The sequence below is a fragment of the Pseudonocardia sp. DR1-2 genome (assembly GCF_023717215.1).
Classification (GTDB): domain Bacteria; phylum Actinomycetota; class Actinomycetes; order Mycobacteriales; family Pseudonocardiaceae; genus Pseudonocardia; species Pseudonocardia alni.
In genome coordinates, this window is the sequence record NZ_JAMQOF010000004.1 from 388,502 (window position 1) to 415,339 (window position 26,838).

Genomic DNA, 26,838 nt, shown 5'->3' on the forward strand with positions numbered 1-26,838 from the left:
GTCGGTGGTGGTCTGACACATGTGGGTCTCCCGTCGGACTCCGTCGGCCGTGTGCTGCGAGAGGCTAGGAATCGCACCCGGCCGGTCACCAGACCGTCTTCCACCAGGGAGAAGACAGGTCGCAGGGTGCGGTGCGCGTCGCGGTCCACGCCGCGACGGATGACGTGGCCGCCCGGTCACCGGGCGCCGGTGCCCGGGGCCCCGGTCGGCGCCGGGACGCGGCCCGCGTCCTCGGCCAGCCAGCACCGGCTGATCCGGCCCTCCCCCGTCCGGACCACCGGTGGCACCTCGGTGCGGCACCGCTCCACCGCCTGCGGGCAACGCGGATGGAACCGACAGCCGTCGGGCACGTCGGCCGGGTTCGGCACGCTCCCCGGGATCACCGTCAGCAGCTCGTCCCGTCCGGTGTGGACGGTCGGGACGGAGCCGATCAGCGCCCGGGTGTAGGGATGGGTGGGCGCGCTCAGCACCTCGGCGACGGTGCCCCGCTCGACGACCTGGCCCGCGTACATCACCACCACCCGGTCGGCCATCCGGGCCACCACCGACATGTCGTGCGTGATGAGCAGCAGTGCCGCGCCGTGCTCGCGTTGGAGCCGTCGCATCAGGGCCAGGATCTGCGCCTCGACCGTCACGTCCAGCGCGGTCGTCGGCTCGTCGGCGATCAGCAGCTCCGGATCGCACGCCAGCGCCATCGCCACCCCGACCCGCTGTTGCTGACCGCCCGACAGCTCGTGCGGATAGGACCGCATCCGGCGTTCCGGGTCCGGCAGCCCCACCTCGCGGAGCAGCTCGACGGCACGCTCCCGGGCCTGCGCCCGGCCGACCGGCCGGTGCACCCGGATCGCCTCGACGACCTGGTCCCCGACGCTGAACAGCGGGTCCAGCGCGCTCATCGGGTTCTGGAACACCATCGCGATCTCGGCGCCGCGCAGCCGGCGCAACCGCTCGGGACCGGCACCGGCGATCTCCTCGCCCCGGAACGACACCGACCCGCCCGCGATCCGGCCCCTGCCGAGCAGCCCGAGCACCGCCAGCGAGCTGACGCTCTTGCCCGATCCGGACTCCCCGACCAGCGCGACCGTCTCGCCCGGCCCGACGTCGAACGAGACGCCGTCGACCACCCCGAGCGCACCGGCCGCCGTCGGGAACTCGACACGCAGGTCCCGCACGTCCAGCACCGGGTTCACGCCGCGGCCCCGCCGACGTGCACCGGGTGCGTGGTGCGCGACCATCCGCCGAACCCGAACGGCCGCACCACCAGCGACATCCCGGCGTTGCGGGCGCCGGTGACGACGATCGGCAGGTGCTCGGGCTCGGGCACCATCGGGAACGGGGCGTCGTCCGGCGCGTCCCCGGCCGCCCGGCCCTTCCCGGCGGCCCGCAGGTCGGCGGCGGTCCGCACGGCGTGCTCGCTGATCCAGGCGGCGACGTCGGCCTTGCCGAACCCGCCGTCGGCCAGCAGCGTGGCGTGCTCGACGCCGAGCAGCAGACCCGCCGACGACCGTCCCCCGACCACCGTGCCGGTCCGGGCCACCGTGTCCGCGATGTCGCGGAGCAGGTCCTCCGGGTCGGTGGAGTCCCGGTTGTCGACGAACTCGCAGGTCCGGATCAACATCGCCGAGACCGACCCGGCGCCGGGCGCGGCGCCGAGCTCCACCGAGAGGGGCTCCCAGGGGCTCTGCTCCTCGTTCTCCCCCACGCACACCGCGAACCGGCCGGGCAGCCCCTGGGTGGCCTGGTCCAGCTCGTGCGGGCGGATGCCGAGCACGTTGCGCACGGTCAGCCCGATCGCGCGGGCGATCGTCGCGTTCGCCCGGAAGCCGGGCCCCACCGAGCCGCCCGCCGAGTTGATCCCCAGCTCGGCCCGCACGTCGCCGTTCACCACGATCAGCGGGGCCGGGCCGCTGGTGCTCTGCCAGCCGCCGCCGGTGACGACCCGCTGGGCCATCAGGGCGTCCCACGCGGCCAGCACGACGGGCAGGTACTCCGGGCGGCAGCCGGCCATCGCGGCGTTCACCGCGACCCGTTCGACGGTGCACTCCCGGCCCAGGCTCCCGGCGTGCGCGACCACCTCACCCGGATCGCGCGGGGTCGCCGCGAGGAACTCGTCGCGGGTGGCCGCGTTCACCGGGACGACCGGCAGGCCGTCGGTCCAGCCCTGGTCGTAGGCGTGCTCGACCGCGGCCCGGGCGATGTCCACCGGATCGACGGAGGTCGCGGCGCTCACCGGACACCCGCCCCGGGGTGGTCCGCGCCGTTCCCGGGCGGGCCGCCCGGTCCCACCGGCGCGTGCAGCAGCCGCACCAGCCCGGGCAGCACCTCGCCGGCCCGGGCCACGACTCCGGCGGCGTCGAGCGAGGCGACCGGGTGCGGCACGACCGCGTAGTCGTAGCCGGGGCTGCCGCGCAGCCCGGCCATCGCGTCCGCGGTCGTCCGGAAGGCCTCGCTGACCAGTACGGCGGCCGGGACCCCGGCCGCCTCGAGCGCGATGCCGTCGGTGACGGCGGACGCGCTGCACGACCCGCAGTCGCCGACACCGACGAGCACCACGTCGCACCGCTCGACCAGGTCGGCGAGGACCTCCGGTGCGACCGGGTCGTTGATGTGCGGCTTGACGTGCCGGGCGGCGGGCACCGTGCCGTACTGCTGTGCGAACCGCTCCGCGACGGCGTCGAGCAGCTCCGCCGCGTTGCGCTTGGTGTTGAGCAGCAGGCCGAGCCGCAGCCCCGCCAGGTCCGCAGGGCGTGGCGCGAGCGCCGCACCCGCCGGGGCGACCGGATCGGCGGCCCCGGTCGGATCGATCATGGTCTCGAACATGGCGGGTCCCGTCGTCGGAACTGAGGGGTCCCGGGCACGCTAGGAATCCGCCTCGGGGCCCACCAGACCGCCTTCCACCGGGTGAAAGGGGTTCGGACCTGCGCGACGGGCCGACGTGGCGGCCACGGGCACCCGGCCGCGCTACGTCATCCGTCGTCGCCGACCGGCCGGCCCTGCGGTGGGACGAGCCCCTCCCGGACCGCGACCAGCGCCGCCTGGGTGCGCGAGGAGAGCTGCAGCTTGCGCAGCACGTTGCCGACGTGCTTCCGCGCGGTCCGCTCGCTGATCAGCAGCCGGTCGGCGATCTCCTGGTTGGACCGGCCCTGGGCGACCAGCATCAGCACGTCCCGCTCGCGGAGGGTGAGTGCGCCGAGCCCGCTCGCCGGCGAGACCGTCTCCCTGGTCAGCTGCCGGGCGACCCTCGGGTCGAGGAACACCTCCCCGCGGGCGGCGGCCCGGACCGCCGCGGCCACCTCGCCCGGTCCGGCGTCCTTCAGCAGGTAACCCGACGCTCCGCTGCCGAGTGCGCCGTGCACCCGTTCCCGCTCACCGAAGCCGGTCAGCACGACGACCCGCACGCCCGGGAAGCGCTCGACGATCAGCGCCGTCGTCGTGGCGCCGTCGAGGCGGGGCATCACCAGGTCGATCAGGACGACGTCGGGCAGCGCCCGGTGCACGGACATCGCGCCGAGCCGGTCCAGCACCTCCTGCCCGTCACCGGCCTCGCCGACGACCTCGACGTCGTCGAGGGACTCCAGGTAGGCACGGACCCCACGGCGGACGACGGCGTGGTCGTCGGCGACGAGGACCGTCACCGGGGTGCTCGTCGGGGACCCGGGCGGTGCGTCCACTCGCAGCGCCTCCGCTCGGTCGTCCCGGGGCTCCGCCGCCGCCCGGAGGTCCAGCATGGCAGCCCGGTCCGCGCAGCGGTCCCGACTCCGTCGTCCGTCCCGGTCCGCCGTGGTCGGACGACCGCCCCGGTCACCGTGATCGGCCGGTCGCCGCCCGGATCCCGGACGCGACGCCGGGACGCGCGGGCGAGCGACGCGCCGTCCCGGGCACGGCCGGGGTGTCCTACGAGGAGGTCGCGACGAGCTGACGAGCCCGGCTACCCGCCGGTAGGCTCGAGGGCGTGAACCCACCCGACATCGCGCTGAAGGCCATGAACGCGGGCCACCGTCTGCTGATCCGGCTGACCGGTGGGAAGGTCGGCCACTCGGCGATGGGGATGCCCGTCGTCGAGCTGACCACCCGCGGCCGGCGCTCCGGCGAGCCGCGCACGGTGCTGCTGACGGCACCGGTCCACGGCGACGGGAGCTACGTCGTCGTCGCCTCCCGGGGCGGCGACGACCGCCACCCCGCCTGGTTCCTCAACCTGCGTGCCGACCCGGACGTCGAGGTCGCCGTGCAGGGCGGGCCCCGCGTACCCATGCGCGCCCGGATCGCCGACCCGGCCGACCGCGCGACGCTCTGGCCGCAGATCGCCGGGAAGTACCGCAACTACGCCGGCTACCAGCGCAGCACCACCCGCGAGATCCCGCTGGTCCACCTGGAGCCGCGCGGCTGACCGGCCACGCATCATCAGAGCAGATGATTCCGGAGATCCGGATCATCTTCGTAGGGTCGGGGCATGTCCGGTCCTGCCGTGCCTGCGGAGGCGGTCCCCCCGCAGGCGTCGTCACTGCAGCTCTCGGTCCTCGGAGGTGTGCGGGCGAGCCGTGACGGCGACGACCTGGCGCTCGGCGGGCCGCGCCCGCGGGCCCTGCTCGCCGCGCTCGTCGTCGCCGCCGGGCGTCCGGCCACCGAGGACCTGCTCATCGACGCCGTCTGGGACTCCGAACCCGCCCCGGCCGCGAAGCAGGCGCTGCACACCTACGTCGCCCGGCTGCGCGGTGTCCTGGAGCCCGGCCGCTCGGCGCGCGGGGCCGCGACGGTGCTGGTCCGCGGCAGCGGCGGCTACACCCTGGCCCTCCGGCCCGAGCAGGTCGACGTGTGGGCGATGCGCGAGCTCGCCGCCCGGGGCGCGACCGCGCTGGCGCAGCGACGCCCGCACGAGGCGGTGTCCGTGCTGGACCTGGCGCTGGCCACCGGCGACGGCACCCCGTTCGGCGACCTCGCCGACCGTGCCTTCCTGGCCGCCGAGGTGGCCGCGCTGACCGAGCTGCGCGCCGGGATCCGCGAGGACCGGGCCGCCGCCGCGCTCGCCACCGGCGAGGACGTGACGCTGCTCGACGACCTGGCCGCGCTCACCACCGAGTACCCCCTGCGCGAGCGCGCGTGGGAGCTGCGGGCCCGCGCGCTCTACCGCGCCGGGCGCCAGGCCGACGCCCTCGCCGTCCTGCGGACCGCGCGGGACCTGCTCGCCGAGGAGCTCGGCGTCGACCCGGGGCCCGGCCTCGCCGCGACCGAACGGGCGGTGCTCGCCCACGACCCGGAGCTGCTGCGCCGGGCCCCCGCCGCCGACGCCCCGGCGCCCGCCGCCGGGACCACCCGCAGGCCGCTGCCGGTGCCGTCGACGGCGCTGCTCGGCCGCGACGACGACCTCGTCCGGCTGCGCGCCGCCCTCGACGCCCACCGGCTCGTCACCGTCGTCGGCCCCGGCGGGGTGGGCAAGACCCGCGTGGCGCTGGCGCTCGCCGCCGACGCGGGCGGTCCGGTGTGGTGGGCCGAGCTCGCCGACCTCGCCCCGGGGACCTCCGGCGCGCTGCTCGCCCCGGTCGTCGCCGAGGCCGCCGGGGTGCTCACCGCCCAGGGCGCCGACCAGCTCGCCGCCGCCCTGGCCGGCGCCCCCGGCCTGCTGGTGCTCGACAACTGCGAGCACGTCCTCGACGCCGTCGCCGAGCTGCTCACCACGCTGCTGCCCGCGTGCCCCGGCGTGCGGGTGGTCGCGACCAGCCGCGAGCCCGTCGACCTGCCCGGTGAGCAGCTGCTGGAGCTCGCGCCGCTGTCCTCCGCCGCGGCCGAGCAGCTGTTCCTGGACCGCGCGTCGGCCGCGGCCCCCGGCGCGGCCCCCACCGGCGACGACCGGGCCCGCGTCGCCGAGGTCTGCGCCCGGCTCGACGGGCTCCCGCTGGCCGTCGAGCTGGCGGCCGCCCGCAGCCGCACCCTGTCGGTCGGGGAGATCGCCGACGCCCTCGACGACCGGTTCTCCCTGCTCGTGGGGGCCGGCCGGGGCACCCCCGCCCGGCACCGGAGCCTGGAGCACACCATCGCGCTGTCGGTCGACGACCTCGGCCCGGCCGACCGGCGGCTGTTCGGGGCGCTGTCGGTGTTCACCGGCGGGTTCGACGCGGCCGCGGCCGCCGCCGTCGCCGGGGTGCCGGTCCGCGACGGGCTGGCCACGCTCGTCGCGAAGTCCCTGGTCGGCGTCGACACCAGTGCGCCGGGCCCCCGCCGGTTCGCGCTGCTGGAGACCCTGCGGGCCTTCGGCGACACCCTGCTCGACGACGCCGCGCGCACCGCGGCCCGCACCGCGCACCGGCGCTGGGTCCTCGACGTCGTCACCGAGGCCGACGCCGCGTGGCTCGGCCACGACGCGGCCCGCTGGTTCGGGCGGGTCCGCGCCGAGCAGCCGAACGTGCGGGCCGCGTTCGGTGCCGCGCTGGCCGACGGCGGTGCCGCCGCGGTCGACGACGCGCTGCGCCTGGCCGGGGCGATGGGCTGGTACTGGTACCGCTTCGGCCGGGTCGCCGAGGGCATCGGGTGGGCCACCGCCACGCTGGCCGCGGCCGGGCCGGACGCCGACCCGGAGGCCGTCGGGCTGGCGCACTTCGCCTCCGGTCCCCTGCGCTACCTGGCCGGTGACCCGGCCGGTGCAGCCGCCGACGTCGCCGCCGGGCTGGAGCGGATGGACCCGGCCCGGCACCCGACGAAGGTCGCCCGCGGGCTGGCGTTCCGCGCCTACCTGGCCGCGGCGGCCGACCCGGCGGCCGCGCAGGCCCTGCTGGGCGAGGCACTCGCGGTCTCGCGCGCGGCCGGGGACGGCCCCGGTGAGTCCGAGACGCTGATGGCCGCCGGGCACCTCGCGCGCCTCGGCGGGGACACGGCGACGGCGCTGGACGTGCTGCGGTCCGCGGTGGCCGTGGCGCGGCGGGCCGGGCACGGGTTCGCCGACGGGTCCTCGCGCTGGCACCTGGTGAAGACCCTGCTCGACCGCGGCGATCCGGCTGCGCTGGACGAGGCGGAGTCGCTCGTGCGGTTCCTCGGTGGCGAACCCGACGTGACGTCCTGGCTGGTCGCGGTGCACACGCTCGCGGGCGCGCTGGGACAGTCCGGCGACGGAGCGCGGGGCGCCCGGCTGCTGGGGGCGGTGTCCGCGGTCGGCGGCGAGGTCGGCTACCGGCCCGAGGAGATGGACCCGCAGGACTCCGAGCGCAACGTCGCCCTGGTCCGGGCCGCGCTCGGCGGCTCGGCGGAGCGGTACGCCACCGCGTTCACCGAGGGCGTCGCGGGTGGGCGGGCGGCGATCGCCGCGGTCCTCGACGAGCTCGGTGACGGCGGCACCGTCGCCACCCGGGTGGTGGGCCGGAGCGCCTGAGCCGCGCTCCGCGGGACCGCGTGCAGGACCCTGCAAGGCCGCTGCAAGTGGATTGCCAGTGGCCCACCGCAGAGTTCGTGGTGTTCGCCCCACCGGCCGCCCGGGCCGCCGGGGCCACCACCCGAGGAGACACCATGAACGCCACCCTGCGCAGCCTCGCCCGGCTCGGCCTGGTCGCCGCGGCGACCGGCACCGTCCTGTTCGGCACCACGGCCTGCAGCCTCGCCTCCGTCCCGGCGGACAGCGTCGAGCAGCAGATCGTCAGCAAGCTGGGCGCGCAGGGCGTCTCCCTCGACAACGGGAAGGCCGACTGCGCCACCGACCTCGACGCGACCGTCGGGGCGAGCCAGACCTGCGAGTTCCACTCCGGTGGCCAGCCGGTCGGCGCGGTCGTCACCGTCACCGCCGTCGACGGGGACAACGTCTCCTTCGACATCACCACCGAGCCCCGCCCGGTGCCGAAGGCCCTGCTGCAGGACACCGTCGGCTCGCTCGTCGCGCAGAACGCCGGCGTCCCGATCGACACCACCACCTGCGACGGCGACCTCGCCCCCACCACCGGCCAGGCCGTCGGCTGCCGCGTCACCTCCGGCGAGGACTCGATCGACGTCCGCGCGACCGTGACCGAGATCCAGGGCGGTCTGGTCAACTTCGACGTCGAGCAGGTCTGAGCCGTGCGGACCGCGACCTGGCTCTCCGCACTCGCACTGGTCGTCGTCGCCGGGGCCCCGCTGACCGCCTGCTCGACCGGACCGGAACGGCAGGTGTGCGGGGTCCTGGAGGCCGACGGCGACGACTACCTGGAGGTGGACCCGGCCGCCTGCCCGGCGCCCGAGGCGGTCGTGTCACCGGCCGGGCCGCGGTGGGTGCCGGTCTCCGCGCTCGACGACGACGACCACGACCACCACCGCACAGTCGTCGCCCGGTCCCCGGGCACACCGCGGACCACCGCCGCGCGGACCCCGGCCCCCCGGGCGACCGCGGCGCCGCGGACCACGACGAAGACGACGGGTCCGAAGCGGACGACCCGGTCCCGGTGAGCACCGTGCCCCGGTCACCGCGGGCGGGCCGCCGGCGGGCCCGGGGTCCGCCGGCGGCCCGCCCGGGGACGCCGGTGGGCCGGGGCACCGGGCCACGGGCTCCGCGCCGCAGCAGCGGTGCGGGACCGTGTCGCCCCGGGCCCGGCTCCGGGCCGTGTCCCCGCGTGTCAGCCCGTGGCCGGACCCCAGCGCAGCGTCAGCCGGGTGCCCGCGCCGTCCACCACCACGTCCCCCGGCCCGGCCCGGTCCACACCGGAGCCGCGCTCCGCCCCGCCACCGGGACCGGCGAGCGACGGGACGACCGCCTCGATCCGCAGGTCCGCCGCGTGCGGCCGGCCCGCGTCGACCCACCCCGCGACCAGCCCGGCCAGCCGCTCGGCGGCGAGGTCACCGTCCGGCCCGCAGGCCCGCACCGTCGCCTCCGGGTCCGCCAGCAGCACCGCGCACCCGTCGCCCGCGACCAGGCCCAGCGTCGCGCGGACGCCACCGAGGTCGAACAGCGCCGGTGCGACCCCACCCCCGGCCGGGCCGAACAGCCGCACCACCCCCGGGTCCGCGACCGCGCACCACAGCCCGAGCCCGTCCCACAGGTCCGCCACCGTGCCCGCCGCGGCCACCGGCCGGTCGGTGCCCGCACCGGTGGTCGCGCGGGCCAGCGCCCGCGGGTCCGGGACGTCGGCGTCGTCGGAGCCGCAGGCGGGCTGCACCCGCCACCGGCCGTCCGGAAGCGCGACCTCGGCGCCCGGGTCGGCGCCCTCCCCGCGCAGCCGGACGAACGCGCAGCTGCGCACCGACCGCGAGTGCAGCCGTCCCGGGGCGGTGTGGGCGAACGCCACCGACAGCTGGCTGCCGCGCACCGTGAGCGGCAGCAGCAGCCGCCCACCGGGCGCGAGCTGGGCGACCCACTCCGGCCGGACGCCGGTGGAGCCGACGGTCAGCTCGATCCGGTCGTAGGGCGCGGCGGGCGGGTACCCGAGCGCCCCGTCCCCGACGACGACGTCGACGCCGTCGAACCCGGCGGCGTCCAGGTTCGCCCGGGCCCCGGCGACCAGGTCGTCGTCGATGTCGAGGGTGGTCACGGCCCCGTCCGGACCGACCAGCTCCGCCAGCAGCGCCGCGTTCCAGCCGGCCCCCGCACCGATCTCCAGCACCCGGTGTCCCGGCCCGGCCTCCAGCTGTTCCAGCATGATCGCGACCATCGACGGCTGGGAGACCGAGCTGACCGTCACGCCGTCGTCGACCTTGATCGGGACGGCGACGTCGGCGTAGGCCCCGCCGGGGTCGAGGGCGGGCAGGAACAGGTGGCGCGGCACCGTCTCCAGTGCCGCGCGGACCGCGGGGGTGCGCACCCGGCCGTCGCGGACCAGGGACGCGACCAGCGCGGAACGGGCGCGGTCGGCCGACATGCGGGCATTGTGCCCCTGCCGCCGTCTAGAGCAGAACGAGGTCGTCCGCGTGGACGAGCTCGCGCCGCTGCTCGGGTGGCAGCTCGCGGGTCCGTCGGCCGATCATGTGCGGCAGCTCGGTCGCGTCGTAGGAGACGACACCCCGCGCGATGGCCCGCCCACCGGGGGCGAGCAGCTCGACGACGTCGCCGGCGTCGAAGTCACCGGACACGCCGTGCACCCCGGCGGCGAGCAGCGAGCGGCGACGGCGGCGGACGGCCTCGACCGCGCCGTCGTCGAGGTCGAGGGCCCCGCGGACGTCGGCGGCGTGCCGCAGCCAGAACCGGCGGGCACCCATCCGGGTCCCCGCGGCGCGGAACACCGTGCCGACCTTCGGGCCGTCCTCGGTGGTGGCGAGGGCGTCGGCGATCCGGTCGGCGGAGGTCAGCAGCACCGGGATCCCGGCCGCCGACGCCATCGCGGCCGCCTCGACCTTGGTGGCCATGCCGCCGGTGCCCAGTCCCGACCCGGGGCGGGTGACGCTGACCCCGGCGAGCTCGGCCGGGTCGTCGACCTCGGTGATCAGCGACGTCCCGGGGTCGCGCGGGTGGCCGTCGTAGAGGCCGTCGACGTCGGAGAGCAGCACGAGCGCGTCGGCGCCGACGATGTGCGCGACGAGCGCGGCGAGCCGGTCGTTGTCGCCCACCCGGATCTCGGCGGTGGCGACGGTGTCGTTCTCGTTGACCACCGGCAGCGACCCGAGCTGCAGCAGCCGCTCGAGGGTGCGCTGGGCGTTGCGGTAGTTCGAGCGGCGGATCATGTCGTCGGCGGTGAGCAGCACCTGCCCGATGCCCTGCCCGTGCCGGGCGAACGACGCCGAGTAGGCGTGGGCGAGCAGCAGCTGCCCGACCGACGCGGCGGCCTGCTGGGTCGCCAGGTCCCGCGGCCGGCGGCGCAGCTGCAACGGCGCGAGGCCGGCCGCGATCGCCCCCGAGGAGACGAGCACGACCTGCGCACCGGCGGCGCGGCGCCCCACCAGGGCGTCGACCAGGGCGTCGAGCCGGGCCGGGTCGAGACCACCGGTCAGGCTCGTCAGTGACGACGACCCGACCTTCACCACGATCCGCTTCGCCGCACCCAGTGCGGCGCGCGTGCTCACGCGGGTCTCACTCCTCGATCTCGTGGTCCGACGAGTAGCGGGCGCCCGCGGCGAGCTCGGCGTCGGACAGGTGGTTCCGGCGCGCGACCCGGGCGCGCTTGCGCTCGGCGGCGCCGACCCGGTCGTTGCCCTCCAGCCGGATGTCGGTGCCGCGCCCGGTGAGCAGGGCGGCGACGCCGGCCGGGGTGGACGGCTCCCAGTCGAAGGTGACCTGGCCGATGGTGACCGGGCAGCCGGGGACGGCTCCGGCCTTGGCGAGCGCCTCCTCCACGCCGAGCCGGGCGAGCCGGTCGGCGAGGTAGCCGACGGCCTCGTCGTTCTCGAACGCGGTCTGGCGGATCCACCGCTCGGGGCGCTCCCCGCGCACGACGAACCCGCCGTCGAGCTCCGGGTCGGGCGTGATGGTGAAGCCGGTGTCGTCGACGGCGCGCGGGCGCAGCACGATCCGGCTCGGCTCGGCGTCCGGGCGCGCGGCACGGGCCGCGGCGACCCGCTCGGCCATCGCGAAGCTCAGCTCCCGCAGCCCGGCCCGGGACGCGGTGGAGATCGCGAACACCGGCCAGCCGAAGCGCTCGGTCAGGTCCTCGCGGACCATGTCGACCAGGTCCGCGGCGTCCGGGACGTCGATCTTGTTGAGCGCGACCAGGCGCGGGCGCTGGTCGATCCGCTCCCCCAGCGCGCTGGTGCCGAGGGCCTCGGCGTAATGCGCCAGCTCGGTCTCCAGCGCCTCGATGTCGGACACCGGGTCGCGCTCGGTCTCGAAGGTCGCGCAGTCCACGACGTGCACCAGCACCGAGCAGCGCTCGATGTGGCGCAGGAACTCGAGGCCGAGGCCGCGGCCGTCGGCGGCGCCCGGGATCAGGCCGGGGACGTCGGCGACGGTGAAGGTGTCGTCCCCCGCGCTGACCACGCCGAGCTGGGGCACGAGGGTGGTGAACGGGTAGTCGGCGATCTTCGGGCGGGCCGCGGACAGGGCCGCCACCAGCGAGGACTTGCCCGCGCTGGGGAACCCGACGAGGCCGACGTCGGCGAGGCTGCGCAGCTCCAGGGTCAGCTCGACCTCGTCGCCGGGCTCACCGAGCAGCGCGAAGCCGGGGGCCTTGCGGGCGGCGGAGGACAGCGCGGCGTTGCCGAGCCCGCCCCGTCCGCCCTCGGCGGCGACGAACCGGGTGCCGACACCGACCAGGTCGGCGACGACCTCGCCGCCGGCGTCGAGCACGACGGTGCCGTCGGGCACCCGCAGCTCCAGGTCCGGGGCGTTCGCGCCCTGCTTGAACGCGCCCTGCCCCTGGGTGCCGTTCTTCGCCTCCGCGCGGGGGCGGTGGTGGTAGTCGAGCAGGGTGTGCACACCCGCGTCGACGACGAGCACGACCGAGCCGCCCCGGCCGCCGTTGCCGCCGTCGGGGCCGCCGAGCGGCTTGAACTTCTCGCGGTGTACCGAGGCGCAGCCGTTGCCCCCGGCACCCGCGGTCGCGTGCAGCACGACGCGGTCCACGAACCGGGACATGACGGTGCTCCTGTCGTTGTCGTTCCGCGGCGGGGCCGCGGTGGGTGGTGACACGACGAACGGCGGGCCCCCCGTTACCGGGGTGACCCGCCGTCGGCGTCGCTGTGCTGGCGGGTCGCTCAGACCTCGGCCGGCACGATGTTCACGGTCTTGCGGCCGCGCTTGGAACCGAACTCGACGGTCCCGGCGGCGAGGGCGAACAGCGTGTCGTCCTTGCCGCGCCCGACGTTGACACCCGGGTGGGTGGCGGTGCCGCGCTGACGGATGAGGATCTCGCCGGCCTTGACCGACTGGCCGCCGAAACGCTTCACACCCAGGTACTGGGCGTTGGAGTCGCGACCGTTACGGGAGCTGGACGCACCCTTCTTGTGTGCCATGACGCGGGCTCCTTACTTGCCGATCGCGGTGACCTGGACCTTCGTCAGGGGCTGACGGTGCCCCTGACGCTTGTGGTACCCGGTCTTGTTCTTGAACTTGTGGATCCGGATCTTCGGACCCTTGGTGTGCTCGACGACGGTGGCCGTCACCGCGGAGGTGAGGCCGCTGGCGTCGGTGGTCACCTGGTCGCCGTCGACGAGCAGCACGGCGGGCAGAATGATCTCGGCGCCGGGCTCACCGTCGAGCTTCTCGACGGTGACCACGTCGTCGACGGCCACCTTGTACTGCTTGCCGCCGGTCTTGACGATCGCGTACATCGCTGACGCACGACTCCTGAACATCGGGGGCGCATCTGGTGCGCTCGGGCTTTCACAGCTCGCGCCGGTCCCCGGCGCGCACACCACGGCCCCCGTGCCGAACACTGTCGTGTGCAGAGGCGTGGCTTCTGTCGGTCAAGGTTACGCGACCCCGTCGGAGTGCTCTCCGCCGGGGTCGCCGTCACCCTCCGTCCTGGGGCGGACCCGCCGGACGGGAGGCCGCCCGGCGTGGACGGCGGGTACGGGTGACGGCCGCGGCGGGCTCCGGCTGCGCGGCGACGGCCGGAGCGGCCGCCGTTCCCGCGTCGGCCGGTGCCGCCGTGGCCGCCGGCGGAGCGGACTCCTCCGGCGTCGAGGCGGTCGTGATGACCACCGCCTCACCACCGCGGACCGGGGCGCCGGCGGAGCGGCTGACCCGGCGGCGGCGCGGTGCGGGTGCGTCGGGCTCCGGGGCGGCGGGGGTCGTCCCCGCCGGCTCCGGGGCCACGTCCTGGGCAGGGGCCACGTCCTGGGCCGGTGTCGCGGCCTGCGGGGCCCCGGTGGGCTCGGCGACCACCGGGGTGGCCGAACCGGTGAGCTCACCGCGCGGCTCGGCGACGACGGTCTCGTCGTCGGCCGGGGCCGGTGCGGGTGCGGCGTCGGTGACGGTGGTGTCGGCCGTGGCCGGCACGGAGACCCCGGTGGACCCGGCGGCCGCGCCGTCGTCGCCCTTCGGGGTGCTGCCCGCGGCGACGGCCGCGGCACCCGCGGCGGCGTCGACGCGCCCGGTGTCGCCGGAGCCGTCCCGGTCCTCGGCACGGTCGGCACCGTTGCGGTGCCCGGAGCCGTTGCGGTCGGGCGCGTGGCGGTCGGCGTCGTGGCGGTCGGCGTCCCCGTTCCCGGAGGCGCCGTGGCCGGACTCGCCGTTGCCGGACTCGCCGTTGCCGTTGCCGCCGCGGCGACGACGGCGACGCCCGCCGCCGTCGGAGTCGCCGTTGCCGGCGTTCCCGGAGCCGGACCCGTTGCCGGAGCCGCCGCCGTTGCCGTTCCCGTTGCCGGAGCCGTTCCCGTGCTGCGCGCCGTTGCCGGAACGGCCGTGCTGGTGGTCCGGCCCGGTGTCGGTCGAGACGATCACGCCCCGCCCGCGGCAGTGCTCGCAGGTGGTGGAGAAGTGCTCCAGCAGCCCGCCGCCGACCCGCTTGCGGGTCATCTGGACCAGGCCGAGCGAGGTCACCTCGGCGACCTGGTGGCGGGTGCGGTCCCGGGCGAGGCACTCGGTGAGGCGGCGCAGGACCAGGTCCCGGTTCGCCTCGAGCACCATGTCGATGAAGTCGACGACGATGATCCCGCCGATGTCACGCAGCCGCAGCTGGCGGACGACCTCCTCGGCCGCCTCCAGGTTGTTGCGGGTGACGGTCTCCTCGAGGTTGCCGCCGGAGCCGGTGAACTTGCCGGTGTTGACGTCGACGACGGTCATCGCCTCGGTCCGGTCGATCACCAGGGTGCCGCCCGAGGGTAGCCAGACCTTGCGGTCCAGCGCCTTGAGCAGCTGCTCGTCGATCCGGTACTCGGTGAAGACGTCGGACGGGCCGGTGTGGCGGTGCATCCGGTCGGTGAGCTCGGGCGCGACGTGCCCGACGTAGCCGGACACGGTGTCCCAGGCGTCGGCGCCGGACACGATCAGCTTCGAGAAGTCCTCGTTGAACTGGTCGCGGACGACCTTGACCAGCATGTCCGGCTCCTCGTAGAGGAGCGTCGGGGCCTTGGGCGCACCCGGGCCGGTCTTGTTCGCCTTCTCCTTGACGACCTCCCACTGCGCCTGCAGGCGGCGGACGTCGCGCTCGAGGGCCTCGTGCGAGACACCCTCGGAGGCGGTCCGGATGATCACACCGGCGTCGGCCGGGACGATCTCCTTCAGCATCTCCTTGAGGCGCTTGCGCTCGGTGTCGGGCAGCTTGCGGGAGATCCCCGCGGCGCCGCCGGAGGGCACGTAGACCAGGAAGCGGCCGGCGAGGGAGATCTGCGTGGTCAGCCGGGCGCCCTTGTGGCCGACCGGGTCCTTCGTGACCTGCACCAGCACCTGGTCGCCGGAGGACAGCGCCTGCTCGATCTTGCGCGCCTTGCCGTTGAGGCCGGCGGCGTCCCAGTCGACCTCACCGGCGTAGAGCACGGCGTTGCGGCCGCGCCCGATGTCGACGAAGGCCGCCTCCATCGAGGGCAGCACGTTCTGCACGCGGCCGAGGTAGACGTTGCCGACCATCGAGCTGCCGGAGTTGCCGCCGGTGATGAAGTGCTCGACGAGGATGTCGTCCTCGAGCACGCCGATCTCGGTGCGGTCGGAGCGCTGGCGGATCACCATCTGGCGGTCGACCGACTCGCGCCGGGCCAGGAACTCCGACTCGGACAGGATCGGCGGACGGCGGCGGCCCGCGTCACGGCCGTCCCGCCGGCGCTGGCGCTTGGCCTCGAGCCGGGTGGAGCCGCGCACGCCCTGGACCTGGTCGTCGGAGGACGACCCGGAGTCCTGGCGGGACTCGCTCCGGGCCTCGCGGACCCGGGTGACGGTGTTGGGCGGGTCGTCCTCGGAACGGTCCTCGACGTCGGACCCCCCGCGACGACGACGGCGCCGCCGCCGGCGCGAGCCGCCCGAGGACTGCTCGTCGGAGTCGTCGTCGGCGTCGTCGGAGTCCTCGGAGTCGGCCCCGGTGGAACCGGGGTCCTCGGAACCGGACTCGTCGGAGTCCTCCGAGTCGTCACCGTCCTCGCCGGAGTCCTCGCCGCCCTTGCCGCGGCCGCGGCCACGACGGCCCCGGCGGCGGCGGCGACGGTTGCCGTTCTCGTCCTCGCCGTCGTCGTCGGAGCCGTCGCCCCGGTCGTCGGCGTCGGTGGTCCCGTCGGCGTCGGCGTCGTCGGCGGCCGGGGTGGTGGCCCCGGTGTCCGCGGCCGGCGCCGCGGTGGTGTCGGTGTCGCGGTCCTTGCGGCGGCGGCTCTTGCGGCCGCGGCGGGGGCCGCCGTCGGTGCCGTCCTCGCCACCGGGCTGCTCGGCCGCGTCGTCGCCGGCGGGCTCGGCCGCCGCCGGGGCGGTCTGCGCGGTGCCCTGGGCGGTGGGGGCCTGGAACATCGGGACGGCGAAGACCGGCGCCAGTGCGGGCGCGGACCCGCCCCGGGAGGCACCGGAACCGGTGTCGAACGGGTTCGCCGGGACCTCGGTGGTCGCGTCCCCGGCGTCGGCGGGGCCGATGTCGAGTACGGCCGCGGCCTCGGCGAGGGCGGCGTCCGGCGCGCCGGCCGCGGGGGCGGGCTCCGCCGCGGCGGGCTCGGCACCGTCGGCGGGGTCCGGGGAGGTGGCCCCGGCGGCGTCCGTGACCGGGCGCAGCGCCGCGACGACCTGCTCGGCCGTCGCACGGGTGATGCTGGACTGGGCGCTACGGACCTCCTGGCCCAGACCGACCAGGGTCGCCAGGACATCGCGGCTCGCCGTGCCCAGCAGCTTGGCCAGGGCGTGGACCCGCATCTTCTCCGGCAGCTCGGAGAGCCCGCCGGTGCTACCGGCGGGCGCGTCGTTCACGGACATTCAGCTCCTTCGCCCCCGGGCGCCTCACGTCGGAGGCGGCCGCTCAGGGACCTTGCGCGTACGTTCCGCAGCTCGCGCGGGTTGCGCGGTACGGCACATCTGGTGTCGCTCCCCGGTCTTCGGGGATGGTGCTCGACGCCGGACCGGAGGCGGGAAGTGCCGTCCGTGTCAGGAACCGTCCGGCCGGGCCCGGGTCGCCGGGACCGCACCGAGCGGATCCACCAGGTCGCCCCCGTCGTCGAGCAGGCCCTGCGCCAACCGGGTGGCCGTCACCGGTACCGGCGGCGCCAGGTCTGCGACGACGGTGAGCGCGCCCAGTACGTCATCGGGTCGGACGGTCGGTGTCGTCAGCCGTACGACCGCCGTCAGTATCGCACAGTCGGTGACCGAACCCGGGGAACCCGCCGCCCCGGACGGGTCATGATCGGCCGGTGTGCCGTTCACCTGCGGTTCGACCGACAGAGTCACGACGGCGGCGCGCACGTCGATCTCCTTGCGCCCGGACGGGGTCACCCGGGTCACCACGACCGAGGTCTCGGCGAGGAACCGCTCGACCGCGGACCGCACCTCGGCGGGGTCGAGCCCGCGGATCTCGAGCCGCCAGCGGGCGGCGTCGATCCGGTCGGCCAGCGCGGGCGGCGTCGCGACCGCCGCCGCGACGACGTCGAGCCCGTCGGGCAGCGCCCGGTCCATGGCCTCCCGGACCAGCTCCGGGTCGACCTCGCGGGTCAGCCCCATCTCGACGTACTCGGCCTCGCTGGCCGCCCCGGTCGGGGCGGCGCCGACCCAGGACAGCCGCGGGTGCGGGCTGAAGCCGTGCGAGTGCGAGACCGGGACACCGGCCCGGCGGACCGCGCGTTCGAAGCTGCGGGCCACGTCGCGGTGCGAGAGGAACCGCAGCCGTCCGCGCTTGGCGAAGCGCAGGCGGACCCGCTGCACCGTCGGGGGTGCCGGGTTCGCCGCCGCTCCTGCCTTCACGCGCGCCATGCACCCGAGTCTAGGAGGGGTGTGCACACGGTCGGGCACACGGTCCGCGCCGATCCTCGCGGGGCGACCAGCCGCTCGGGAGGAGCACCCCACCATGACCATCGTTCCCGACCTCGGCACGCTCGGCGCGGCCCACCGCGCCGTGTGGGCCTCCGGCGACTACCCGGCCGTCGCGGCCGAACTCATACCCGGCCTGGGCGAGGTCGTCGTCGACGCGGTGACCGTCGGCCCCGGTGACCGGGTCCTCGACATCGCCGCGGGCACCGGCAACGCGGCGATCCCGGCCGCGCTGCGCGGCGCCACGGTCGTCGCCGCGGACCTGACCCCGGAGCTGCTGACCGTCGGCGCCCGGCTCGCCGCGGACCGGGGGGCCGCGCTCGAGTGGGTCGAGGCCGACGCCCAGGCGCTGCCCTTCCCCGACGCCGCGTTCGACGTCGTGCTGTCCTGCGTGGGCGTGATGTTCGCCCCGTTCCACGAGCGGGCGGCGGCCGAGCTGCTGCGGGTCTGCCGTCCGGGCGGCCGGATCGGGCTGCTCTCCTGGACGCCGGGCGGGTTCGTCGGTGGGCTGCTCGCCACGCTGCGCCCGTTCGTGCCCGCCCCGCCGCCCGGCTCGGCACCGCCGGTCCGCTGGGGGGACGAGGCACACGTCCGCACGCTGCTCGGGGACGGGGTGCGGGACCTGCACACCTCGCTGGGGTCCGCCCGGTTCGCGGTCACCGACTCCCCGGCCGCGTTCCGCGACTGGTGGAAGCAGCGCTACGGGCCGATCGTCACCACCTACGCCCGCATCGCCGACGACCCGGAACGGACCGCCGAGCTGGACGCCGCGTTCCTCCACCACCTGACCGCCGCCCGCACCGGCGACCACTGGGACTCCGAGTACCTGCTGGTCACGGCCGTTCGCCTCTGAGAGGAGGGGCCGAACGGCCGGTTCCCGCGGCCCGGCTGCGGTGTCATCCTCCCCCTGCGGGCAGGGAGGTGCCGTGTGACCGTCGTCCGGCTGCTCGGCCCGCCCCGCGCGGGCGCCGCGGAACCGGTCCGGGGCCGCAAGCCGTGGGCGCTGCTGGCGCTCGTGCTGTGCAGCAGCGGCCCGGTCCCGCGCTGCCGCGCCGTCGGGCTCCTGTTCCCCGGTGCCGAGGACCCGGGGGCCGCGCTGCGCTGGACGCTCAGCCGGGCGCGGCGGGCCACCGGGAACGCGCTACGGCTCGGTGGTGACCCGCTGCGCGTCGAGCCGGCCGAGGGGACGGTCGTCGACGTGCTCGACGTGCTGGCCGGGCGACGGCCGCGGTACTGGCCGGTCGCCGAGGCGACGCTGCCGCTGCTGGAGGGCTGCGAGCCGGACGTGCCGGAGTTCGCCGCCTGGCTGCACGGCCGCCGGCTCGACCTGTCCCGCGCCGGGCAGCGGCTGCAGGAGGTCTACTGCTCCAGCACCAGCAGCGCGTCGCCGGCGGGCCGGAACCCGGCACGCCGGTAGAACGCGGCGCTCCCCGCGGTCGGGGCGAGCATCAGCCGCCGGTACCCGCGGGCCCTGGCGTGCGCGACGACCGCCGCGAGCAGCACCCGCGGCACCCCCGCCTCGGTGAACGCGGCGAGGACGAAGGCGTTGCCGACCTGCCCGCTGCGCGTGCCACGGCCCCCGGGGCGGGGCATCTGCACGGTCTCCAGCACGTTGATCGACCCGACCGGTGTCCACCCGGCGCGGTCACTGCCCGCCTCGGCCACCCAGAACGCCCGCCGCGGCTGCTCGACCCGCCACCAGGCGGCGAACGACTCGGCGAACGACGGGTCCTCGACCGGTCGCCCGGCGCGCTCCTCCAGCCAGAGGCGGCGCAGCCGGGCGAGCGCGGCGACGTCACGCTCGTCGGCGACCCGGACCCGCAGGCGCCTTCCGCCGTACTCCCAGGAGGATCCGTCGGCGTCGGCGACGGCCGGGTCCGGGATCGAGGACAGTCCGTTCTCAGTCACCCGGGTGTGCGCCCCCGAGCGACCCCGCGGCCGAGGCCGTCGGGTTGACCACGGTCAGCGGCAGCAGGGTGGTCCCGCTGGGTCCGACCTCGATGTCGGTACCGGTGGACGGGCAGACGCCGCAGTCGAAGCACGGCGTCCAGCGGCAGTCGTCCTGCTCGCGGCCGTCGAGCGCGTCCTGCCAGTCCTCCCAGAGCCAGTCGCGCTCCAGGCCGGAGTCGAGGTGGTCCCAGGGCAGGATCTCGTCGGCGTCGCGCTCGCGGGTGGTGAACCAGTCCAGCGACACCCCCTGCGGCTCCAGGGCCTCGGCGGCGGAGTCGACCCAGCGGCGGTAGGAGAAGTGCTCGGACCAGCCGTCGAACCGGCCGCCGTCGCGCCAGACCTTCTCGATGACGGCGCCGACCCGGCGGTCGCCACGGGCGAGCAGTCCCTCGATCAGCGAGGGCTCGCCGTCGTGGTAGCGCATGCCGATGTTGCGGCCGATCTTCCGGTCGGCGTTGACCGCCTCGCGCAGCTTGCGCAGCCGGGAGTCGACGACCTCGGGGTGGCACTGCGCGGCCCACTGGAACGGGGTGTGCGGCTTCGGGACGAACCCGCCGATGGAGATGGTGCAGCGGACGTCGTTGCGCCCCGACGCCCTCCGCCCGGCCTCGATCACCCGGTAGGCCATCCCGGCGATCTCCAGGACGTCCTCGTCGGTCTCGGTGGGCAGCCCGCACATGAAGTACAGCTTGACCTGCCTCCAGCCCTGGGAGAACGCCTCGGCGCAGGTCCGGATGAGGTCGTCCTCGGAGACCATCTTGTTGATCACGCGGCGGATGCGCTCGGAGCCGCCCTCGGGGGCGAAGGTCAGCCCCGAGCGACGGCCATTGCGCGAGATCTCGTTGGCCAGGTCGATGTTGAACGCGTCGACCCGGGTGCTCGGCAGCGACAGCGAGGTGTTGGTGCCCTCGTAGCGGTCGGCGAGACCCTTGGTGATCTCGGCGATCTCGGAGTGGTCGGCGCTCGACAGCGACAGCAGACCGACCTCGTCGAAGCCCGAGGCCCGCACGGCGGCGTCGACCATCTCGCCGACGCCCTGCAGCGACCGCTCCCGCACCGGGCGGGTGATCATCCCGGCCTGGCAGAACCGGCAGCCGCGGGTGCAGCCGCGGAAGATCTCGACGCTGGCCCGCTCGTGCACGGTCTCGGCCAGCGGGACCAGCGGCTTCTTCGGGTACGGCCAGTCGTCCAGCTCGATCGTGGTGCGCTTCTGCACGCTCGCGGGGACCCGCTCGTCGGCCGGGGTGACGGCGGCGATGTGACCGTCGTCGGCGTAGGTCACGTCGTAGAGGGACGGCACGTAGCAGCCCGGCGTCGACGACAGCCGCAGCAGCAGCTCCCGGCGCCCGCCCGGGCGTCCCTGCTCCTTCCAGTCCCGCACGACGTCGGTGATGTCGCCGACGACCTCCTCGCCGTCACCGAGCGCGGCGACGTCGACGAAGTCCGCGACCGGCTCCGGGTTGAACGCCGCGTGCCCACCGGCGACGACGACCGGGTGGCTCTCGTCGCGGTCCCGGGCGTGCAGCGGGATCCCCGCCAGGTCGAGCGTGGTGAGCAGGTTGGTGTATCCGAGCTCGGTGGAGAACGAGACGCCGAGGACGTCGAAGTCACCGACCGCGTGGTGGGCGTCGACGGTGAACGACGGCACCCCCGACTCGCGCATCAGGGCCTCGAGATCGGGCCAGACCGCGTAGCAGCGCTCGGCCAGTGCGTCGGCGCGCTCGTTGAGGACCTCGTACAGGATCTGGACGCCCTGGTTGGGCAGGCCGACCTCGTAGGCGTCCGGATAGAGCAGTGCCCAGCGGACGGCCGCGGAGTCCCACGGCTTGACCTGCGAGTTCCCCTCACCGCCGACGTACTGCACCGGCTTGGCGACGCGGGGCAGGATCGGCTCCAGGGCGGGGAATACGGAGGTGGGTGCCACGCTGCACCAGGGTAGCCACGTCCGTTCGGGACGAACCGGCGGGTCGCGCCCGACCGAACGCGGGGTGTGGAACCCGAGCAGTACACCGACGTCGGCGCGGTCCGGCTGTGCCACCAGTCCTTCGGCGACCCGGCCGACCCGGTGGTGGTCCTGGTGATGGGCCTGGGTCTGTCGCTGGACTGGTGGCGCGAGGACCTCTGCACCGCCCTGGCCGGCCGCGGGTTCCGGGTGGTGCGGTTCGACAACCGCGACGTCGGCCGCTCGACGCACCTGTCCGGCCCCGGGATCTCGGCGTGGGGGTTCCTGACCCGCCGGGCCCGGCCGGTCTACACCCTGGCCGACATGGCCGACGACACCGGCGGGCTGATCGCCCGGGTCGCGCCGTCCGGGGCGCACGTGGTCGGTGCCTCGCTGGGGGCCTCGGTCGCCCAGGAGACCGCGATCCGCCACCCCGGCCTGGTCCGGTCGCTGACCTCGGTGATGGGCCGCCCCGGCGACGGCACCGGGCGGACCGCGCCGCGGATGCTGCCGGAGTTCCTGCGCCCGCCGCCCGCGGACCCGGTCGAGGGCATGGTCCGGTCGTTCCGCCGGATCGGCTCCCACGACCGGACCGCCGTGGACGACGAGGACGTCCGCGTCACGTTCCGGCGGGCGCAGGCCCGCGAGACCGGCGACGGCAGCGGGGCCGGCAGGCAGCTGGCGGCGATCGTCGCCGAGCGGGACCGGACCGCGGACCTGCGGGCGCTGACCTGCCCGGCGCTGGTGCTGCACGGGTGCGAGGACCGGGTCATCCGCCCCGACGGGGGCCGTGCGACCGCCGCGGCCGTCCCGGGCGCCGAGCTGGTGGAGGTGCCGGGGATGGGCCACGACCTGCCGCGGTGGGTCTGGCCGGAGCTCGTCGAGGGGATCGTGCGGACCGCCGCCCGGGCGCACGCCCGCTGAGGCACGGGTCACGGCGGACCGGCGGGCCGGGCACCTACGCTGGCGCCGACCTGCTCCCCACGCGCGTCCCCGAACTCCCAGGAGACCCCCGTGCCCGTGACCGACGCCGAGCTGCACGCCCGGTTCCGCCCGCTGTTCGAGAAGATCGCCGCCGGCGCGGTGGAGCGCGAGCTGAGCCGCAGGCTGCCCGTCGAGGAGATCGCCGCCCTGCGCGACGCCGGGTTCGGCGCGGTCCGGCTGCCGGTCGAGGCCGGCGGCGCGGGGGCCTCGCTGCGCCAGCTCTTCGCGCTGCTCGTCGAGCTGGGCGCGGCGGACTCGAACATCCCGCAGGCGCTGCGGACGCACCTGCTGTTCGCCGAGCTGTGGTCGGCCGGTGCCGCCGACGACCCGGTGCTGCGCGGTCGGCTGGAGCAGGTCGCGGCCGGCCGGCTCGTCGGCAACGCCATCTCCGAGCGCGGCGGCGTCGTGCGCAACTCCTCCACCACGGTGCTGCGCCGCGACGGGGACAGGCTGCTGCTCGAGGGCGAGAAGTTCTACTGCACCGGCACGCTCTACGCCGACCTCGTCGACGTCGTCGCGCTCGACGAGGACGGCAGCCGGGTGAGCGTGCTGGTGGAGACCTCCGCGCCCGGTGTCGAGCGGGTCGACGACTGGCGCGGGTTCGGGCAGAAGCTGACCGCCAGCGGCACGACCCGGTTCACCGCGGTCGAGGTCGACCCGGCCCAGGTCCGGCCCGCGCCGACCGATGCCCACCAGCCGGTCCGGCAGGGGTTCCTGCAGCTGGTGCAGCTGGCGGCGCTGGCCGGGATCGCCCGCCGCGCCGCCGACGACGCCGCCGCCTACGTCCGCGACCGGCGCCGCAACTGGCCCTACGGCAACGCCGACCTGCCCCGGGACGACCCGCTGGTGCAGCAGGTCGTCGGGAAGGTCGACGCGGCCGCGTTCACCGTCGCCGCCGTCGTCGACGCCGCGGCCGCCTCGCTGGAGCGGGCGTTGTCCGAGCCCGGCCACGGCCCGGCCGCCGAGCTCGACGTGTACCGGGCCCAGTCGACGGTGCCGCAGCTGGTGCTGGACGCGACCTCGGAGCTGTTCGAGGTCGGCGGCGCGTCCACCGTCGACGTCGACCGGGCGCTGGACCGGCACTGGCGCAACGCGCGCACCCTCGCCGTGCACAACCCGATCGTCTACAAGCAGCAGGTGGTCGGGGCCTTCGCGCTGAACGGGACGGTGCCGGTGCTGTCGCTGTCCCCGGGCGTCGCGGGCTGAGCGGGGCTCACCGGCCGGCGCGGGCGGTGAGGGCGGCGCGCGTGGCGTCGTCGGCAGGCAGGAAGGTCTCCAGCGCCAGCTCGGCGAGGGTGACGTCGTGCGGTGCGCCGAAGGTCGAGACCACCGAGTGGAACCTCAGCGTGCCGTCGTCGGTGTCGAGGACCAGCGGCAGCAGCACGTCCGAGCCCGGCGACGGCAGCGCGGTCTCCTCGGGTGCGGGGTGGTCCCGGCACTCGGCGAGCAGCGCGACGAGCCGCCGGTCCGCGGTCATCCGCACCTGCCGTTCGAGCCGGTGCAGCAGGTGCCCCCGCCACTGGGCGAGGTTGCGGATGCGCGGCGCGAGCCCGGCGGGGTGCAGGCAGACCCGGTGCACGTTCGGCGGCGGCCCGAGCACCGCCGGGTCGAGGCCGCTCAGCAGCGCCGAGGCCGCGGCGTTGGCGAGCCGGACGTCGCCCCACCGGTCCACGACGAGGGCCGGGTACGGGTCGTGCGCGGCGACGAGCCGCGCCAGCGCCTCCCGCACGGGTGCGAGGTCCGGGTCGTCGAGCGACCGTTCGGTGTAGGCGGGGGCGTAGCCGGCGGCCAGGAACAGCGCGTTCCGCTCCCGCAGCGGGATCTCCAGCGCGTCGGCGAGCGCGCCCAGCAACTCCCTGCTCGCGCCCGAACGGCCGGTCTCGACGAAGCTGAGGTGCCGCGCCGAGACCCCCGCCGCGAGCGCCAGGTCGAGCTGGCTGCGCCGGCGGCGGCCCCGCCAGAACCGCAGCATCTCCCCCGGTCCCGCGGTGCGGGCCGGACGGACATCGGTGTCGTTCACCGGGCCGACGCTAGCCGGGCCCGGGCGTCGCGACGACTACCTGCGGAGTAGGCGGATCCGGTTACCCCGCAGGTCATCGCGCCGCGGCGGCGGTGGCAGCAGGCTCGGTGAGGTCCGAACCGCACCACCCAGGAGGTAGGGATGACCGACTTCACCGCCCTCGCCGAGCGCTACGTCGCGGCGTTCGACGAGGCCGACCCGACGGCGCGGAAGGCCCGCGTCGCCGAGCTGTTCACCACCGACGTCCGCTACACCGACCCGCTCGCCGACGTCACCGGGCACGACGGCGTCGCCGGGTTCCTGGACGCGGCCCGGGAGAAGCTGGCCGGGTTCGAGTTCCGGCTGCACGGCGAGGTCGACGCGCACCACGACCGGGCGCGGTTCCGCTGGCAGGCGGCGCCGCCGGAGGTCTTCGCGGCGGGCGCCGAGCCTCCGGTGGTCGGGTTCGACGTCATCGTGACCGACGGCGACGGCCGGATCGCGCAGGTGCACGGCTTCCTCGACGTCGTCCCCGCCCTGTAACGGGCCGGGCCGGTCAGTGGACGACCGGCCCCGACGACGGGCCGTGCGCCCAGGACGGCGGCGGGCCGGGTTCGGCCCGCCGCCGCGGGACGGCGAACGCGGCCACGGCCAGCAGCCCGGCCAGGAGCATCCCGTACTGCAGGCTCAGGAGGTAGCCGAGCCCCCGGCCCAGCACGAACGGCGCCTGCGGGTCGAACAGCGTCCACGCCGAGCCGGCCAGGAGCAGTACGGCCCCGGTCAGCGGTGCGCCCGGGGACAGGCGCGCGGCGAGCACCACCGCGCCCAGGAGCAGCCCGCCGACGAGCAGCAGGCCCGAGCCCGCGGGGACCCGGTCGAGGTCCATCCGCATCATCGACTCGTAGGCGGTGCCCATCCCCGCACCGGCGACGACCAGCGCCACCGCCGTCCCGACGAGCCCGACCAGGATCCCCACCAGGTGCCGCACGACCGCCCCCTCCGCCGACCCGGACGGATCGGACGGAACGGAAGCTATCAGCGCTTCCCGTTCGGCAGGGCCAGTCGGTTGATCGTGCCCAGGACCTGCATGTACTGCTTCCACAGCGGCCCGGTCGTGTACTCCAGCCCGTACTCCCGGCACAGCTCCCGCACCTCGGGCGCGATCTCGGCGTAGCGGTTGCTGGGCAGGTCGGGGAACAGGTGGTGCTCGATCTGGAAGGACAGCTGGCCGGTCATCAGATGGAAGAACCGGCCGCCCTCGAGGTTGGCCGAGCCCAGCAGCTGACGGACGTACCACTCGCCGCGGCTCTCGTCCTCCAGCTGCTCCTCGGTGAACTGCACCGCGCCGGTCGGGAAGTGCCCGCAGAAGATGACCGCGTGCGACCAGACGTTGCGCACCAGGTTCGCGGTGAGGTTGCCCGCGAGCACCGGCAGGAAGAACGGCCCGGCCAGCGCGGGGAACGCGACGTAGTCCTTCAGGATCTGGCGCCCGGTCTTGCGACCGATCGACTTGACCTGCTGCCACACCCGGCTCAGCGGCTTCTCCCCCGCCACGACCTTCTCGACCTCGAGGTCGTGCAGCGCGACGCCGTACTCGAAGAACAGGCTGAGCAGGAGGTTGTACAGCGGGTTGCCCAGGTAGTACGGCGTCCACCGCTGCTCCTCGGACAGCCGCAGGATCCCGTAGCCCACGTCGCGGTCCTTGCCGACGACGTTGGTGTAGGTGTGGTGCATGTAGTTGTGCGAGTGCTTCCACTCCGCCGAGGACGAGACGTTGTCCCACTCCCAGGTCGACGAGTGGATCTTCGGGTCACGCATCCAGTCCCACTGGCCGTGCATGACGTTGTGCCCGATCTCCATGTTCTCGAGGATCTTGGCGATCGAGAGCATGGCGGTCCCGGCGATCCAGGCCGGGGGCAGGACACCGGCGAACAGCAGCGCGCGGCCGCCGATCTCCAGCGCCCGCTGCTTGCGGATGACGCCGCGGATGTACTCGGCGTCCGAGGCGCCGCGCTCGGCGAGGACCCGGTCACGGATCGCGTCGAGGCGACGGCCGAGCTCCTCGATCTGCTCGGCGGTCAGGTCGGTGGTCGCGGCCACGTCCTCGCGGCGCGACGACGGCACGAGCTCCAGCACCGGGCGCTGCGGGTGCTGCTCGCGGCCGGTCTCCTCGGGGCCGGGCTCGGCGTGCGTGGGGTTCTCCAGGACGGCGGTCATGAGGAC

At 75.7% G+C, this 26,838-nt stretch carries 25 protein-coding genes; 9 read left to right on the forward strand and 16 right to left on the reverse strand.

Annotated features, from left to right (window positions below):
• Nucleotides 1-176: 176 nt before the first annotated feature.
• From ND486_RS14115 to ND486_RS14130, 4 genes are all read right to left on the reverse strand, one after another.
• Nucleotides 177-1,190 (reverse strand): ABC transporter ATP-binding protein, encoded by a 1,014-nt coding sequence (locus tag ND486_RS14115; protein ID WP_251784722.1) that lies wholly within the window; start codon nt 1,188-1,190, stop codon nt 177-179.
• Complete coding sequence (locus tag ND486_RS14120; protein WP_251784723.1) at nt 1,187-2,230, reverse strand: hypothetical protein; 1,044 nt, start codon at nt 2,228-2,230, stop codon at nt 1,187-1,189. Before ND486_RS14120 ends, ND486_RS14115 begins: the two co-directional genes overlap by 4 nt.
• A complete protein-coding gene (locus tag ND486_RS14125; RefSeq protein ID WP_251784724.1) occupies nt 2,227-2,808 on the reverse strand; it encodes a UGSC family (seleno)protein in 582 nt (193 codons plus the stop codon). The genes ND486_RS14120 and ND486_RS14125 overlap by 4 nt, the downstream gene beginning before the upstream one ends.
• Nucleotides 2,809-2,966: 158 nt before the next feature.
• Entirely contained in the window at nt 2,967-3,635 is a 669-nt protein-coding gene (locus ND486_RS14130; RefSeq protein WP_251784725.1) for a response regulator transcription factor, read from the reverse strand.
• A 347-nt stretch (nt 3,636-3,982) separates the two neighbouring features.
• Between ND486_RS14130 and ND486_RS14135 the strand changes: the two genes are divergently transcribed.
• From ND486_RS14135 to ND486_RS14155, 4 genes are all read left to right on the forward strand, one after another.
• The gene (locus tag ND486_RS14135) at nt 3,983-4,387 is read left to right on the forward strand and encodes a nitroreductase/quinone reductase family protein (protein WP_062404411.1); all 405 of its coding nucleotides are present in this window, start codon (nt 3,983-3,985) and stop codon (nt 4,385-4,387) included.
• A gap of 63 nt (nt 4,388-4,450) precedes the next feature.
• The gene (locus ND486_RS29130) at nt 4,451-7,357 is read left to right on the forward strand and encodes a BTAD domain-containing putative transcriptional regulator (RefSeq protein ID WP_285898655.1); all 2,907 of its coding nucleotides are present in this window, start codon (nt 4,451-4,453) and stop codon (nt 7,355-7,357) included.
• 134 nt (nt 7,358-7,491) lie between these two features.
• A complete protein-coding gene (locus tag ND486_RS14150; RefSeq protein ID WP_251784726.1) occupies nt 7,492-8,028 on the forward strand; it encodes a DUF4333 domain-containing protein in 537 nt (178 codons plus the stop codon).
• Nucleotides 8,029-8,031: 3 nt separating this feature from the next.
• On the forward strand, nt 8,032-8,397 hold the full coding sequence (locus ND486_RS14155; protein WP_251784727.1) for a hypothetical protein: 366 nt from the start codon (nt 8,032-8,034) through the stop codon (nt 8,395-8,397).
• Nucleotides 8,398-8,564: 167 nt separating this feature from the next.
• Here the strand turns inward: ND486_RS14155 and ND486_RS14160 are convergent, their stop codons facing one another.
• The 7 genes from ND486_RS14160 to ND486_RS14190 all read right to left on the reverse strand — a co-directional run bounded on the left by ND486_RS14160 (nt 8,565) and on the right by ND486_RS14190 (nt 17,683).
• Nucleotides 8,565-9,803 carry a methyltransferase domain-containing protein gene (locus ND486_RS14160; RefSeq protein ID WP_251784728.1) on the reverse strand — a complete coding sequence of 413 codons (1,239 nt, stop codon included), beginning with the start codon at nt 9,801-9,803 and terminating at the stop codon, nt 8,565-8,567.
• A 25-nt stretch (nt 9,804-9,828) separates the two neighbouring features.
• Nucleotides 9,829-10,941, reverse strand: coding sequence for a glutamate 5-kinase (gene proB, locus ND486_RS14165; RefSeq protein WP_251784729.1), 1,113 nt, complete (start codon nt 10,939-10,941; stop codon nt 9,829-9,831).
• Between the two features lie 7 nt (nt 10,942-10,948).
• Nucleotides 10,949-12,448 carry a GTPase ObgE gene (gene obgE, locus ND486_RS14170; protein ID WP_251784730.1) on the reverse strand — a complete coding sequence of 500 codons (1,500 nt, stop codon included), beginning with the start codon at nt 12,446-12,448 and terminating at the stop codon, nt 10,949-10,951.
• 119 nt (nt 12,449-12,567) lie between these two features.
• Nucleotides 12,568-12,825, reverse strand: a complete 258-nt coding sequence (gene rpmA / locus ND486_RS14175; protein WP_020624745.1) for a 50S ribosomal protein L27 — start codon at nt 12,823-12,825, stop codon at nt 12,568-12,570.
• Nucleotides 12,826-12,837: 12 nt separating this feature from the next.
• Complete coding sequence (gene rplU, locus ND486_RS14180) at nt 12,838-13,143, reverse strand: 50S ribosomal protein L21 (protein ID WP_020624746.1); 306 nt, start codon at nt 13,141-13,143, stop codon at nt 12,838-12,840.
• A 181-nt stretch (nt 13,144-13,324) separates the two neighbouring features.
• Nucleotides 13,325-16,696: a translation initiation factor IF-2 N-terminal domain-containing protein gene (locus ND486_RS14185; protein WP_251784731.1), complete on the reverse strand. Its 3,372-nt coding sequence runs from the start codon at nt 16,694-16,696 to the stop codon at nt 13,325-13,327.
• A 168-nt stretch (nt 16,697-16,864) separates the two neighbouring features.
• Nucleotides 16,865-17,683, reverse strand: a complete 819-nt coding sequence (locus ND486_RS14190) for a TIGR03936 family radical SAM-associated protein (RefSeq protein WP_179760648.1) — start codon at nt 17,681-17,683, stop codon at nt 16,865-16,867.
• A gap of 94 nt (nt 17,684-17,777) precedes the next feature.
• On the opposite strand from ND486_RS14190, the gene ND486_RS14195 reads away from it, so the two are divergent.
• Nucleotides 17,778-18,593: a class I SAM-dependent methyltransferase gene (locus tag ND486_RS14195; RefSeq protein ID WP_251784732.1), complete on the forward strand. Its 816-nt coding sequence runs from the start codon at nt 17,778-17,780 to the stop codon at nt 18,591-18,593.
• Between the two features lie 75 nt (nt 18,594-18,668).
• A complete protein-coding gene (locus ND486_RS14200; RefSeq protein ID WP_251784733.1) occupies nt 18,669-19,157 on the forward strand; it encodes a hypothetical protein in 489 nt (162 codons plus the stop codon).
• On the opposite strand, the gene ND486_RS14205 is transcribed toward ND486_RS14200, so the two are convergent.
• Nucleotides 19,100-19,648 (reverse strand): GNAT family N-acetyltransferase, encoded by a 549-nt coding sequence (locus tag ND486_RS14205; protein ID WP_208819388.1) that lies wholly within the window; start codon nt 19,646-19,648, stop codon nt 19,100-19,102. The genes ND486_RS14200 and ND486_RS14205 overlap by 58 nt on opposite strands.
• Complete coding sequence (locus tag ND486_RS14210) at nt 19,641-21,614, reverse strand: TIGR03960 family B12-binding radical SAM protein (protein WP_251784734.1); 1,974 nt, start codon at nt 21,612-21,614, stop codon at nt 19,641-19,643. The genes ND486_RS14205 and ND486_RS14210 overlap by 8 nt, the downstream gene beginning before the upstream one ends.
• Nucleotides 21,615-21,680: 66 nt before the next feature.
• On the opposite strand from ND486_RS14210, the gene ND486_RS14215 reads away from it, so the two are divergent.
• A complete protein-coding gene (locus ND486_RS14215) occupies nt 21,681-22,556 on the forward strand; it encodes an alpha/beta fold hydrolase (RefSeq protein ID WP_251784735.1) in 876 nt (291 codons plus the stop codon).
• A 90-nt stretch (nt 22,557-22,646) separates the two neighbouring features.
• Nucleotides 22,647-23,822, forward strand: a complete 1,176-nt coding sequence (locus ND486_RS14220; RefSeq protein WP_226365887.1) for an acyl-CoA dehydrogenase family protein — start codon at nt 22,647-22,649, stop codon at nt 23,820-23,822.
• 7 nt (nt 23,823-23,829) lie between these two features.
• Here the strand turns inward: ND486_RS14220 and ND486_RS14225 are convergent, their stop codons facing one another.
• Nucleotides 23,830-24,636: a helix-turn-helix domain-containing protein gene (locus tag ND486_RS14225; RefSeq protein WP_308016734.1), complete on the reverse strand. Its 807-nt coding sequence runs from the start codon at nt 24,634-24,636 to the stop codon at nt 23,830-23,832.
• A gap of 141 nt (nt 24,637-24,777) precedes the next feature.
• Between ND486_RS14225 and ND486_RS14230 the strand changes: the two genes are divergently transcribed.
• On the forward strand, nt 24,778-25,158 hold the full coding sequence (locus ND486_RS14230) for a nuclear transport factor 2 family protein (protein ID WP_251784736.1): 381 nt from the start codon (nt 24,778-24,780) through the stop codon (nt 25,156-25,158).
• A gap of 13 nt (nt 25,159-25,171) precedes the next feature.
• Here the strand turns inward: ND486_RS14230 and ND486_RS14235 are convergent, their stop codons facing one another.
• Nucleotides 25,172-25,603 (reverse strand): hypothetical protein, encoded by a 432-nt coding sequence (locus tag ND486_RS14235; RefSeq protein WP_251784737.1) that lies wholly within the window; start codon nt 25,601-25,603, stop codon nt 25,172-25,174.
• A gap of 47 nt (nt 25,604-25,650) precedes the next feature.
• Nucleotides 25,651-26,832, reverse strand: a complete 1,182-nt coding sequence (locus tag ND486_RS14240) for an acyl-CoA desaturase (RefSeq protein ID WP_224403115.1) — start codon at nt 26,830-26,832, stop codon at nt 25,651-25,653.
• Nucleotides 26,833-26,838: the final 6 nt, after the last annotated feature.